The sequence below is a fragment of the Pseudomonas sp. O230 genome, from assembly GCF_045447035.1.
In the GTDB taxonomy this organism is placed as follows: domain Bacteria; phylum Pseudomonadota; class Gammaproteobacteria; order Pseudomonadales; family Pseudomonadaceae; genus Aquipseudomonas.
Genome location: NZ_JBJGXN010000001.1, coordinates 190969 through 203768 on the forward strand (window position 1 = coordinate 190969; position 12800 = coordinate 203768).

The window sequence follows — 12800 nt, forward strand, 5'->3', positions numbered from 1 at the left end:
TGTGAGGGTTAGAAGGTCATTCGCCATTGGCCCGTGACGCCATGGTTTCGGCTGTCGGTGCCGATCTCTCCGGTGGCGCCAACGCCCAACGTATGCCGCGCCGAAAGAGACAGGTCGAGCCCGGCATCGAGCACCACGCTGTGACGATCCAGCGGTGCACCTTCTACGGTGAAGCGCGTGCCACCCGTCGCCAGTTTTTGTCGGGTGTGGCTCTCGAGTTCACCGTAAGTCTGCTTCCAGCCTGCGCTGAAACGCGGGGTCAACTGCATGCCGTTATCGAACGTATTGAGCTTCGCCACGCGCAGACCGAAGGTACTGTTGACGTTGTTGCGCGTTTGTCCCAAGACTTTCAGGGTCGCATCCCCACCTTTTTCCGTGTAGCCGTCGCGTTGGTAGCGCTGATAGCCGAGGCTGGCGAACGGTTCGATGCGGTAGACGTCGCGCCCCAGGTTGTAACCCGCTTCTGCGAAGACTTGCTGCGTATTGGCCTCGTACTGACCTTTGGGATTGTCGCTGAATCCATTGAAGGCTACTCGACGTTTGGTCCGGCCATCGTGGCTGCTATGGGTGAGCCCCAAACGCAGCGCCTGCGGTCCATTCTGACGCACTGCATAGGCCCCCAAATGCCAGCTATCAAGGTCACCATCGAGTGTGCGGCTATCCAGGCGAGTGTCGGATTTGCCGCCGATCACACCCAAGCGCCATTCCTCATCAATTGCCCAATCGGCTCCCACGACCAGACCCTTGGTGGAATGGCGCAGAGCGTCATAGTCGCGATCCACTTTCCCACCGTGTCCCAGCGCTTGCAGCCAGACTCTACCGTCGTTTTCGCTGCCGGCAGCCAAGCGAGGCGCGTTGTTTCGCCTGCCGGGTTTGCTATCGGCGCTATCCAACTGACGCATGGCCGAAAGCAGGCTGGCGCTGATCGGGGCGTCGCTGTTCAGGGTCATCTTGGCGAGATTGGCGGTGTTGTCACCAGCGAGTTGATCGAGGGCATTGGCCGCAGTGTCCACGGTCGAACCGAGGAGGGCAGCAATGGCGGCATTTGCTGAGGCGGCAGGTTCCACAACACTCTGGCCAAAGTTCTCGCTGTTGTCGTTTAGGGCGAAGTACCCCAACGGCAATTCATTGCGAGCGTATTGCAGCATCACCTCGGTTTCGGACTGGAATAGTTTTGGAGTCAAGTACGCCAGATTGCTGGTGACATGATCGAACTCACCGTTCACTTTGCTGGCCCGGAGCAGGGTATATACGTTGCTGGTGGAATAGCTGCCCGGCAGTGCGACGAGATTCAGAGAGGAGTTCCAAAGCTCGGCTACACCGTCGACAACAAGGGTCGGTATTTTACCGGCGGCGGTTACCGCGTAAGACAGTGTGGCGTCTTCCGTAAGGGTCAGGTTTCTTTTGACGTGGGGCGCCCCCAACAGCTCAGTGACCATTAGCGTACCGTCTACAAACAGGTCGCGAACTTCACCGTGCCCACCGTAGGTGCCGCCCTCGAAAACGCCGACGTCCCCCGCGATACTGCCCCTGTTGAACAGCTTCGCACCGCTCAACACTTCTGCTCCCAAGCCAAAGTCACCTGTGCCGATCAACGTCCAGGCGCCTTGGGCGACTCGCAAGCCAAGAAAGTTTCGGGTCTGGCCGAGTATGCCGCCTTCGGGTGAGTCCAGGAGTATGCCGTTCACCCCCTCTGCGCCCTGTATTTCCCCTGAAAAGCTGGCGCCCTTGTTGATGATCAACAGGTCATTTTCGTCCCCTAGCGCCAGCGAGACTCCGTCGATGCTTGCGTACTGCCCTGAAGCAACAGTGCGCTTGGTTGTGTCGGCTTTCGCAAAGTCCTCGAACGTAAGCGGGACGTCGCCGTTTACCGGTTCGAAAGGGGTGTCAGGTGTCTTGTGAGTTTCATCATGCTGATCCATCGAAGGGGGCAATTTCCCGGTTGCTAACGGGTCATTGATGATCGGCTCTGCGGTGATGTGCTCTGCGACTGTTTCGGGCAGGTTTGGCAAGCGTGAATCGTTGGGCGTTTCGGGAAACGCGTAAAGGTCTGCAGCAAGATCCACAGGTTCATGAGCCGGTGGAGCGGATTCCACCGGAATGGACGGTTCTTTCGGTTCAGGCGCAGCGGCGTTGACGGCATGCGACATCGGGCCTATGAAGTTTCTGATCGCCAGAAGGTCGTCTTTTTTAGGCCAAGGCGCTGCACTAGTCTTCTTGACGGGAGCTTCGATGACGGTAACAGGCTCTGCTTGCTGAGCCATGGACAGCTCGATGCTGCCGAGTGTGAGCGCGATTGCTAATGCGAGTCGGTGCGGGCGATGGGTGTAAGGCTTGGGCATTGAGTGCGACCTCGTTTTTCAGGAGGTCGAACTTTAGGAGGCAAGCCCAGTGCTTGAATGCCGGGCGTTTCGGGCATCTTTGCAGGGTCTTGGACATTCGGTTGTAGCTAAAATTTGGCGTTGAGGTCTATTCGCGTAGCGACCTTCATGAGCCAGCGTTTTTGCCTACAGCATTTCAGGACCGGTCTGTTTGTTAAGGCCTGGAAACTCGTCTACCCATAGCTGATTGCTCTGGAGAGCCCGGCTAGCCGGCGATGGCGTCCTTGAGATCGCTATCGCCAGCAGGCCGGCTCCTACAAGAGCTGCGTATGTTGGAAAGCTGCAATCCTTCCCTAGCTACGGCTCAAATACGCCTTCCCGTAATGCCGCTCCATCCGCGCCTGAATCAGCTCCAACCCAATCGACATCACCCAGTAAATAATCGCCGCCGTCGTCAGCATCTCGATATACCGATAGCTCGACCGCCCATACGATTGCGCCAGAAACATCACTTCCCAAACGCCCATCACCGAGATCAGTGACGAGTCTTTGAGCATCGAGATGAATTGATTGGTGGTCGGCGGGATGATGGTGCGCATGGCTTGCGGCAGGGTGACGCGCCAGAAGATCACGGTTTCGCGCATGCCCAGCGCCAGCGAGGCTTCGCGTTGGCCGTGGGGGACGCCGAGGATGCCGGCGCGGAAGATTTCGCTCAGGTACGCGCCGTAGTTCAGCGACAGGGCGATGATGCCGGCGACGACGGCGCCCGGCACGATGCCGAGTTGCGGCAGACCCAGGTAGATCAGCAGGATCTGGATCAGCAAAGGGGTGCCGCGAAAGAACGAGGCGTAAAAACTCGCAATCCCGAAGGCCACAGCGCTTTTCGACAGCCGTGCAATGGCCGTGATGAAGCCCAGCAGCGACGACGCGAGGATCGAGCACAGGCACAAAAACAGTGTCAGCGCCGCGCCCTGCAGAAAGCCGTTTGGCGCCAGGTGCAGGCCGATCAGGTTGGGCAGTTTGTCGAGGATGATCGAGAACTTCAGGTCGAAGCTCAGGAAAAAACTGGCGAACAGACCCAGCATTGCCGCCCAGGTCAGGTATAGCCGCGTGCGAAAACCGAAGATCCGTTGCAGCCGAGACTCAGCCACCGGTTCGGGCGGCTGAGGTGGATTGGGAAAGGAAGTCATTTGCTGATGTCGGCGCCGATCCATTTTTGCGAGAGCTTGCTCAGGGTGCCGTCCTGTCTGAGTTGCGCGAATACGTCACGCACCTTGGCGTCCCACTGCGCGTCGCCTTTTTCGATGGCCACCGAGTTTGGCTCCGAGTACAGCGGTTCGCCGGCGAGCTTGAAGCGTTTGTCTTCGGTCAGTCGCGGCTGCGCGGTGACCAGGTTGGTGAGGACCGCATCCAGTCGCACGCCCGCGCCCAGCCCCAAGTCCTGGAACGCCACGTTGTCGGTGTCGTACGGGGCGATTTGCACATTCTCGAAGGGATACTGCAACTGCGTGTCTTCGGCCCCTTCGATCACCAGGTTTTTGTTCAGGTAGCTTTCATAACTGGAGGCGCTGGTGAGGCCGACTTTCTTGCCGCTCAGGTCCTTGGCGCTGTGGATGCTGTCGTCCTTGGCGTTGACCACAATCACCGCAGGTGAGGCGTAGTACTCGACCGGGAAGTCGAAGACTTCGGCGCGGGCCTTGCTCGGGGTCATGGAGCAAATGCAAATGTCATAGCGTCCGCTCCAGCGGCCGGCGGCGATCACGTCCCAGGAAGGGGTTTCGAGGCGCAGTTTGACCCCGAGTTTGTTCGCCACGGCTTTGGCCACATCAACGTCGAAGCCGTCGAGTTGGTTCTGGTCATTGAGGAACGAGAAGGGTGGATAGCTTTCCATCAGCACGCCGACCAGTTCTTTCTTTTGCTCGATGCGGTCCAGCGTGGCGCCACCGAAGGCTTGGGTGGAGGCGGCCAGAATCGTCAGGCCCAGGGCCAGGAGTGGTTGAAGTTTCACAGTCGATCCCTGAAAAAAATTGGTTGTTATTCACCGAATGGTACGTATTAAATAGTTATAAATATGACTCCGGTAGTGAGTTTTTTTCATAAGCTTATGAGTGAAAAGCATATGGGCGCAGCAAGCACGGTGATTCTGGATGGCGGCATGGGTCGTGAGTTGCAGCGCCGGGGTGCGCCGTTCAGGCAGCCCGAGTGGTCGGCGCTGGCCTTGAGCGAAGCGCCGCAGGCGGTGGAAGCGGTGCACGCGGCTTATATCGAAAGCGGTGCGAACGTGATCACCAGCAACAGTTACGCGGTGGTGCCGTTTCACATTGGCGAAGAGCGTTTTGCTGCTGAGGGGCAGGCGCTTGCAGCGCTGGCCGGTGAGCTGGCACGGCGTGCGGTTGATGCCTCGGGCAAACCGGTCCGCCTGGCAGGTTCACTGCCGCCGCTGTTTGGCTCCTACCGCCCAGACCTGTTCGACGCCAGTCGGGTAACTGAACTGCTGACGCCGCTGGTAAAAGGCCTGGGACCCCATGTTGATTTGTGGCTGGCGGAAACCCAGAGTTCGATCGTTGAGGCGCGAGCGATTCACGCCGGTCTGCCGAAAGACGGCAAGCCGTTCTGGCTGTCTTTTACCCTGAAGGATGAGGACACAGACGAAGTCCCGCGCTTACGCTCCGGTGAGCCTGTGGCTGAAGCGGCTGCGGTGGCTGCCGAGCTGGGCGTCGAGACGTTGCTGTTCAACTGCAGTCAGCCGGAAGTGATTGGTGCGGCGATTGATGCGGCGCGGGAAACGTTCGAGCGTTTGGGGGTGAAGATTCACATCGGCGCTTACGCCAATGCCTTCCCGCCGCAACCGAAAGAGGCGACGGCCAATGACGGTCTCGACCCGTTGCGCGAGGACCTTGATCCGCCGGGTTATCTGCATTGGGCGGCCGATTGGCAGAAGCGCGGCGCCAGCCATTTGGGCGGGTGCTGTGGGATTGGGCCGGAGCATATTGCGGTGCTGGCCCAGAAGTTGGGGTGAAGCCAATCGCCGGCAAGCCGGTCTCGCTCCCCCATTGGATTGGGGCTGATCACAAATTTGTGGTCAACCCAAAACCCTGTGGAAGCGGGCTTGCCCGCGAGGGCGTCCGAAAGGGCGCCGCTAAATTACCCGCGGCACTGCGCCAACGTTTTCACCTGCCCGGCCCCCGCCTGATTCTCATCGCTCAACCAGCGCTCAAACCCCGCACCAATCGCCGGCCACTCCGAATCCAGAATCGAATACCACGCGGTATCCCGGTTCTGCCCCTTGACCACCATGTGCTGGCGGAACACCCCTTCAAAACTGAACCCCAACCGCTCCGCCGCGTACTTGGAGCGGGCGTTGCCGTTGTTGCACTTCCACTCCAGACGCCGGTAGCCCAGCGCAAACGATTCTTTGGCCAGCAGATACACCGCTTCGGTACTTTTTGGCGAACGCTGCATCGGCGCGCCGAACGTGACGTGGCCGATCTCGATGCGACCTTGTGCCGCAACGATCGACATCAAGCTGAGAATGCCTTGCACATCACCGCTGGCACGGTCGATCACGCTGAAAAAATACGGGTCGCTATTGGCGGCGTGGTTGTTCAGCCAGTCGTTGAAAACGCTGCGCTCGGGGAAAGGGCCGTAAGGCAAATAGTCCCAGAGTTTCGGGTCGGCGCCGGGACCTTGCAGGGCTTTCCACAAGCCGTCGGCGTGACGCGCCGGGTCAAGTTTTTCCAGGCGAATAAACCGCCCTTCGAGGGTTTGCACGGAGGGGGCCGGGGCACCTTTCCAGTCCGCGAGTGAAGTCGTCATGTCGTTCTCCTTGAACACTAAAGGGCTTTGCGAAACTGGATGAAACCAGGGCGTTCGGCGATGCGCTCGTAAAGCTGGATCGCGGTGGCGTTGGTCTCGTGGGTCAACCAGTGGACCTTGCAGCAACCATCCGCTTTGGCGGTCGCGTAGACAAACTCGATCAGCTTGCGGCCGACGCCGGTGCCGCGGGTTTCTGGGGTTACCAACAGATCTTGCAGGTAGCAGGAGTTTTCAATGCTCCAGTTCGACCGATGGTAGATGAAGTTCACCATGCCAACCGCTTTGCCGTCGCACCACGCCAAGGCCGAATGGGTCAGTTCGGTCGGGTCGAGCAAGCGTTGCCACGTGCTGGCAGTGACTGCCTCAGGCAATTCGGTGTTGTAGAAGCGCAGGTAGGCCTGCCACAACGGCAGCCACGCCGCGTGTTCGTCGGCTGTGACCTGGCGGATTTCAATCTGACTCATGTTCAATCCTTAGCGCATCAAGTGGGCGAGGGCCTGATCATGCGCATCGGGGCTGGCGGCGAGCCCCTCGCGCACGCCGGCGATGTCTGCGGCGCTGCGGTTCTGGCTGAGTTTGCGTTTGCCTTCCAGGCGCTGGATCGGCAGGGCAAACCCGACGATGGCCTTGAGCATGCCGTCGATGTAATCGGCGGGTGCATCGGCGACTGTCCACGGTTGGGCCCGACCGGCTTCATGGCGATCGGTCAACGCACTGACCAGGTTGAGCAGGCGGTCGGCATCGCTGAAAACTTCTGCGGTGCCGTAGGCGTGTACAGCGACGTAGTTCCAGGTCGGTACGACTTTGCCGTGCTCGGCTTTGCTCGGATAAAACCCCGGGCTGACGTAGGCGTCGGCACCGGCAAAAATGACCAACGCTTCGGCGCCATTTTGCAGTGCCTTCCATTGCGGGTTGGCTCGGGCGAAGTGCCCGTACAGAGTGCCATTCGGACCTTGGTCAGGGCTGAGCAGCAGCGGTAGATGACTGGCTTGCAAGCCTTGCTCGTCGTGGGTGACCACCACGGCCAGGCGCGTATCGATTATCTGCTGCTGCAGTTCATGCAAATCTTTGATGGCAAAGCCGCTGGGGTTGTACATGGAAAAATTCCTTGGCGAATGCGCCCATCCTAGGCAGGCTATTGGTCTGTTGTAAGAGCCATTAACGACCAATTTCATAGGTCCATTGCCATGAGCGAAGCGCCGCTTTCCCTGTCATTCAACCCTGCCGGCATCGAACTTGACCGCCGTCAGGGTCTTAGTCGTCAGCTCTATCAGGCCTTGCGCCTGCGGGTGCTCGACGGGCGACTGGCCAGCGGCACACGATTGCCGGCCAGTCGGGATTTGGCGGCAGCGCTGGCGATTTCCCGCAATAGCGTGGTCCGGGCCTACGATCAGCTCTACGCAGAAGGCTTCATCGAGGGGCGTGTCGGTGACGGGACTTACGTCGCGCAATTGCCTCAATCGGCGCTGCCCACGAAAAAACTATCCACAAAAGTATCCACAGGGTTTTCAACAGGGTTACCCACAGCCTTATCCACAAATTGGCTGGATTTACCTGTGGTTCCATCCAGTAAAGTTATCCACAGCGGAGCGCTGGGGCGCGTTGAAAAGAACCATTTGGCCACGCCGCCCAGTGGTCCGCCTCGGGCTTTTCGGGTGGGCGTTCCGGCGTTCGACCTGTTTCCCTTCGCGGTGTGGGCCAAGCTGAATGCGGCTTTCTGGCGTAAACCGGATTTGCAGCAGTTGTGTTATGGCGATCCGGCGGGTGACGCGCGCTTACGCGGACTGATCGCCGCTTATTTGCGCAGCTCACGGGGGATGCAATGCACGGCTGAGCAAATAGTGATCACCAGCGGCGCGCAGCAGGGGATTAGCCTTTGTGCACAGCTGCTGGTGGAGCCGGGCGACGGAGTGGCGATTGAAAATCCAGGGTATCGGGCGGCGGGTCATGCGTTCGCCGTGGCCGGCGCGAAATTGCACGGAGTGTCGGTGGACAGTGAGGGCATCGACTGTACCGAACTGGCCGGATTAAGCGATTGTCGGCTGGCCTATGTCACGCCTTCGCATCAATACCCGACCGGGGTGGTGATGAGTCTGGCGCGGCGTCTTGAGTTACTGGCATGGGCCGAGCGCACCCAGGGCTGGATCGTCGAGGACGACTACGATGGCGAATACCGTTACAGCGGCGCCCCCCTGGCGCCGTTGGCGGCACTCGATCGACAGGGCCGGGTCTTGTACGTCGGGACCTTTGGCAAAGTCGCGTTCCCGGCATTGCGCCTGGGTTATCTGGTGTTGCCACCCGCACTGGTGCAGGCGTTTTCTCAGCGTCGAGCGGTGGACGTTCGGCATTCCGAAGTCAGCACCCAAGCGGTGATGGCCGAGTTCATGGCGGCCGGGCATTTCCAGCGGCACATCCGTCGCATGCGCCGTGCCGCCTTGAGTCGACGCAATACATTGTTGGCCGGCTGGCCGCAGAACATCCCCGGCATCGGCAGCCTGCCGAGTGTCGCGGCAGGGTTGCATCTGACGGTGGCGGTCGACTCACAGGCCCGCGAGTACGAACTGGTGGAAAAAGCCGCCAGCGTCGATGTCGAGATCAATCCGCTGAGCAACTATTGGTTGCCGGATTCGCAGCACCCGGTGGACCAGCGTGCGGGGCTGGTCCTGGGTTTCGCGGCTGTGCCCGAGGCGGCCATCAGTACCGCACTCGGGCGCCTGGAAAAGGTCTGGCGGCGTTAAGCGGTTACTGACGCCAGGCTTACGATTTTGAGGCCGATGGCAAAACCTTTGCGAAGAACAGTGCAGTCGCCAGTTGTGGGCTGATTTCGCTGCGATAGATCGAGATCGCATGGAGATCGTCATTCGCACTGCGAGCTTCGAATGCGCCGCGTTGGATCAATCGTCAACTGCGGATACAGCGCGTTGAGTGCAGGCGCCAATGCGGTCGCTGCAACCTCTCTGATCGAGGGGCCGGTGACCAGTTGGGTCAGTGTGTTTTCTGCACTCGGGGAAGCGGTTTCGGGCATGGTCGTCTCCTGATTGAGGATGCGCCGCTGTTGATTGCGCAGCGCTGGATCAGGGGACGGTATCGGGCGTGCCCATGTGTCTGGCGGTACATAAATGTCGCAGACAAAAAAAGACCCGCATCACGGCGGGTCTTCGGTTTTCAGGGGGGCGCTTCAGGTCCCTGACTTGATTTTGGTCCAGGCCCGCGTGCGCGCACGTTCGGCATCACGCGGCAGCGGTTGCAGCGTGTATAGCGTGCCCATGGCCGTTTCGGTCGGATACAGGTTGGGGTTGTTGCGGATCGCCGGGTCGACCAGTTCAGTGGCGTCCTTGTTCGGGTTCGGGTAGCCGACGAAGTCGCTGACCGGCGCGATCACTTGCGGTTGCAACAGGTAGTTGATGAAGGTGTAGGCGTCCTCGGTGTTCTTCGCGCCCTTCGGAATGGCGAGCATGTCGAACCAGATCGGCGCGCCTTCTTTCGGCAGGCGCATGTCGACGATCACGCCGTTCTTGGCCTCCTTGGCGCGGTTGGCCGCCTGGGAGAAGCTGCCGGAATAACCCACGGCGACGCAGATGTCACCGTTGGCGATGTCGGCCATGTACTTGGAGGAGTGGAAGTACGTGACGTACGGGCGGATTTTCATCAACAGCGCTTCAGCCTTCTCGTAGTCCGCCGGCTTCTTGCTGTTGGGGTCCAGACCGAGGTGTTGCAGGGCCAGCGGCAAGATCTCCGACGGCGAGTCGAGCAGGGCGACGCCGCACTGTTTGAGCTTGCTGATGTTCTCTTCCTTGAAGATCAGGTCCCAACTGTCCACCGGGGCGTCGGCGCCCAGCGCGGCTTTGACCTTGTCCGGGTTGAAGCCGATCAGGATGGTCCCGTACATGTATGGCACGCCGAATTTGTTGCCCGGATCGTTGGCTTCGATCAGCTTCATCAGCTTCGGATCGAGGTGGTTCCAGTTCGGCAGTTTGCTACGGTCCAGCGGTTGGAAAACGCCGGCCTCGATCTGCTTGGCGAGGAACACGTTGGACGGCACCACCACGTCGTACCCGGAGTTGCCCGTCAGCAACTTGGCTTCCAGCGCTTCGTTGGTGTCGAAGATGTCGTAGACCAGTTTGGTCTGGGTGTTCTGTGCCTTGAAGTCTTCCAGCGCTTTGGGGGTGATGTAGTCGAACCAGTTGTAGACGCGCAACGTTCGCTCTTCGGCGTGAACGGCCCCGCTGAGCACCGTGGCGCACAGGGCGGGGACGATAAAACGCTTGAGTCTGTTCATTATTGATGTTTCCTCATTGAGCGCTTTCAAAACCTTCGAGAACGTTCACGGCGTTGATGCCGATTTCTTCGACCGCGTAGCCGCCTTCCATCACGAACAGGGTCGGCACGCCAAGCTTGGCAATGCGTACGCCCATCGCGAGGTAATCCGGGCTGTCGAGCTTGAATTGGGAGATCGGATCGTCCTTGAACGTATCGACGCCCAGGGACACGACAACGATGTCGGCGCCGTACTTTTCGATCTCTTTGCAGGCTTGCTCCAGCGCTGCGCTCCAGCTGTCCCAGCCGCTGCCGGCCGGCAAAGGGTAGTTGAAGTTGAAGCCTTCACCTGCGCCTTCGCCCAGCTCGTCTTCATAACCGAGGAAGAACGGGAATTCGGCTTCCGGATGGCCGTGGATCGAGGTGAAGAGCACGTCGCTGCGCTCGTAGAAAATCGATTGTGTGCCGTTGCCGTGGTGGTAATCGACGTCGAGGATCGCGACTTTCTGGTGGCCCTGATCGAGGAAGGCTTGAGCGGCGATGGCGGCGTTGTTGAGGTAGCAATAGCCGCCCATCAAGTCGCTGGCGGCGTGATGCCCCGGTGGACGGCACAGGGCGAAGGCGCTGCGCGCACCGCGTTGGATTTCCGCCTGGGCGGTGAGCGCCACTTGGGCTGCGCTGTACGCCGCTTGCCAAGTGCCAGCGGTAATCGGCGCGCCGCCGTCGAAGCTGTAATAACCCAGTTCGCCGTGCAGGCTGGTGGGCTTGATACGACGCAAGGTGCGAGCCGGCCAGGTGTAAGGAAGCAAGTCGCCGTCGGTGTTGAATTCGGTCCAGCGCGCCCAGGCGCCTTTGAAGAAGTCGAGGTAGTCGCGGCTGTGGATGCGCGCGATCGGGTCGAGGCCAAAGTCCTTCGGCACTTCTACCGGGCCGAGCTTCTGGTTTTGTACCCGTGCCAGCACATGGTCGGCGCGCGAGGGCATTTCGAAGCAGGGCTTGAGTTGCCCGTCGATCAGTTCACAACGGCCGTGGTGCAGGTGGTGATCATCCGAGTAGATCGTCAGCATTTCTTGTTCTCCGCAGGCTGATTCGGTTGAACACAGTCTTGCGGCGGATGACGATTCAGAGAACGGCAGGAAAGGCCAAAAGGGGATCGATATGGCCAAAATAGTTGACCGAAATTCGCCCCTTGTTGGCAAGGTGGTGCACCGACCTTGGGCGTGAAATGCAGGCCCTGTGCGAGCGGGCTTGCCCGCGAAGGCAATATTTCAACCGATGATGCTGTGTCGGAGGTACTGGCCCCTTCGCGGGCAAGCCCGCCCACAGGGTGTGTCAGTGCGGGCGGAATTGGCTCGGCGCCACACCACTCCAGCGAACAAACGCATGACGGAAACTCGCGGTCTCGCTGAAACCCAGCACTTCGGCGATCCGGTAAATCGGCATCTGGTCTTCGCAGAGCATTTGCTTGGCCTGCTCGAATCGCAGTTCATCCAGCAATTCCTGATAGCTGCACCCCAGATCCTTGAGGTGCCGACGCAGGGTGCGTGCCGAGCAATTCATCTGTTCGGCCAGGCCTTCGAGGCCCGGCGCCGCGTTGAGCTGAGCACTGAGCAACTGGCGAATTCGCCCCAGCCACGCCTGGCGGCCGGTGAACTCGAGGTTCTGCTTGCGGCAACGTTCGGCCATGGCCTGATGGGTGATGACATCGGCGAGCGGCAAGGGTTGGTCGAGCCAGCGCTTGTCGAAGGCAAAGGCGTTGTCTCGCGCGTTGAAGTGCAGCGGGCAGTTGAAGTGTTCGGCGTAGGTCGCCTGATAGTCCGGAGCAGCATGTTCGAAGCGTGCGGCGATCAACGGCAGCGGGTGACCGAGCAGGTCGTCGCAGATGACTTTCAATGACACCAGACAGAACTCGGCATTGAACACCGCCATCGCCGGACTCTCCCGGTAGTCGGCGGCGACGAACCAGATGCGTTCGCCGTCGTCCTCCAGGCTCAGCTCGAAAAGTGTTCCCAACAGCGCTGGATAACGTATCGCCAGGCGCAAAGCGTCACCGAAGGTGGCACTGGTGAGCAGCGCATAGCCGAGCATCCCGTAGCAGGAAACGTGCATGCGCCGACCCAGCTCCAGGCCGATATCACGCTTGAGCGCGACCGCGTTGGCGCAGACTTGCATCTCCTGGTTGGTGGTGATGCGCGTGTCCGCACGGTTCAGGTCCGCTGCGCTGATGCCGCTGCCCGCGAGCAATGCGTCGCTGGACAAGCCTTCGGTTTTGAAGGCATTGAGCACCAACGAGACGGCGTTGAGGGTGGTGAGGTGCGAGTGGAGCATGGGCGGCTTCCAGCCTTGGGATGGCTGGAACGCAGCAAGTTATGTGCCCAATGATGAACCTGTGGGAGCGGGCTTGCC

12 protein-coding genes are annotated in these 12800 nt (G+C 60.0%); 2 read left to right on the forward strand and 10 right to left on the reverse strand.

The window, feature by feature from the left end:
• Positions 1-8 precede the first annotated feature (8 nt).
• The 3 genes from ACI77H_RS00935 to ACI77H_RS00945 form a co-directional block, all read right to left on the reverse strand.
• Positions 9-2342, reverse strand: a complete 2334-nt coding sequence (locus ACI77H_RS00935) for an autotransporter domain-containing protein (RefSeq protein ID WP_407009946.1) — start codon at positions 2340-2342, stop codon at positions 9-11.
• A gap of 332 nt (positions 2343-2674) precedes the next feature.
• Positions 2675-3511: an amino acid ABC transporter permease gene (locus ACI77H_RS00940; RefSeq protein ID WP_407009947.1), complete on the reverse strand. Its 837-nt coding sequence runs from the start codon at positions 3509-3511 to the stop codon at positions 2675-2677.
• A complete protein-coding gene (locus ACI77H_RS00945; RefSeq protein WP_407009948.1) occupies positions 3508-4329 on the reverse strand; it encodes an ABC transporter substrate-binding protein in 822 nt (273 codons plus the stop codon). The genes ACI77H_RS00940 and ACI77H_RS00945 overlap by 4 nt, the downstream gene beginning before the upstream one ends.
• A 111-nt stretch (positions 4330-4440) precedes the next feature.
• Here ACI77H_RS00945 and ACI77H_RS00950 point away from each other — a divergent pair, with 111 nt between their 5' ends.
• The gene (locus ACI77H_RS00950; protein WP_407009949.1) at positions 4441-5340 is read left to right on the forward strand and encodes a homocysteine S-methyltransferase family protein; all 900 of its coding nucleotides are present in this window, start codon (positions 4441-4443) and stop codon (positions 5338-5340) included.
• 125 nt (positions 5341-5465) lie between these two features.
• Here the strand turns inward: ACI77H_RS00950 and ACI77H_RS00955 are convergent, their stop codons facing one another.
• The 3 genes from ACI77H_RS00955 to ACI77H_RS00965 are packed head-to-tail and all read right to left on the reverse strand — an operon-like array spanning position 5466 to position 7234.
• Positions 5466-6137: a GNAT family N-acetyltransferase gene (locus tag ACI77H_RS00955; RefSeq protein WP_407009950.1), complete on the reverse strand. Its 672-nt coding sequence runs from the start codon at positions 6135-6137 to the stop codon at positions 5466-5468.
• A 17-nt stretch (positions 6138-6154) separates the two neighbouring features.
• Positions 6155-6601 carry a GNAT family N-acetyltransferase gene (locus ACI77H_RS00960; RefSeq protein WP_407009951.1) on the reverse strand — a complete coding sequence of 149 codons (447 nt, stop codon included), beginning with the start codon at positions 6599-6601 and terminating at the stop codon, positions 6155-6157.
• Positions 6602-6610: 9 nt separating this feature from the next.
• Complete coding sequence (locus tag ACI77H_RS00965; protein WP_407009952.1) at positions 6611-7234, reverse strand: FMN-binding negative transcriptional regulator; 624 nt, start codon at positions 7232-7234, stop codon at positions 6611-6613.
• A 90-nt stretch (positions 7235-7324) separates the two neighbouring features.
• On the opposite strand from ACI77H_RS00965, the gene ACI77H_RS00970 reads away from it, so the two are divergent.
• On the forward strand, positions 7325-8875 hold the full coding sequence (locus ACI77H_RS00970; protein WP_407009953.1) for a PLP-dependent aminotransferase family protein: 1551 nt from the start codon (positions 7325-7327) through the stop codon (positions 8873-8875).
• A 119-nt stretch (positions 8876-8994) separates the two neighbouring features.
• Here ACI77H_RS00970 and ACI77H_RS00975 read toward each other — a convergent pair whose 3' ends face one another.
• The 4 genes from ACI77H_RS00975 to ACI77H_RS00990 all read right to left on the reverse strand — a co-directional run bounded on the left by ACI77H_RS00975 (position 8995) and on the right by ACI77H_RS00990 (position 12722).
• Positions 8995-9162, reverse strand: a complete 168-nt coding sequence (locus ACI77H_RS00975) for a hypothetical protein (protein ID WP_407009954.1) — start codon at positions 9160-9162, stop codon at positions 8995-8997.
• Positions 9163-9315: 153 nt separating this feature from the next.
• The gene (locus tag ACI77H_RS00980; protein WP_407009955.1) at positions 9316-10416 is read right to left on the reverse strand and encodes a polyamine ABC transporter substrate-binding protein; all 1101 of its coding nucleotides are present in this window, start codon (positions 10414-10416) and stop codon (positions 9316-9318) included.
• Positions 10417-10429: 13 nt separating this feature from the next.
• Positions 10430-11461, reverse strand: a complete 1032-nt coding sequence (locus tag ACI77H_RS00985) for a histone deacetylase family protein (protein ID WP_407009956.1) — start codon at positions 11459-11461, stop codon at positions 10430-10432.
• Positions 11462-11726: 265 nt separating this feature from the next.
• Positions 11727-12722 (reverse strand): AraC family transcriptional regulator, encoded by a 996-nt coding sequence (locus ACI77H_RS00990; protein ID WP_407009957.1) that lies wholly within the window; start codon positions 12720-12722, stop codon positions 11727-11729.
• Positions 12723-12800: the final 78 nt, after the last annotated feature.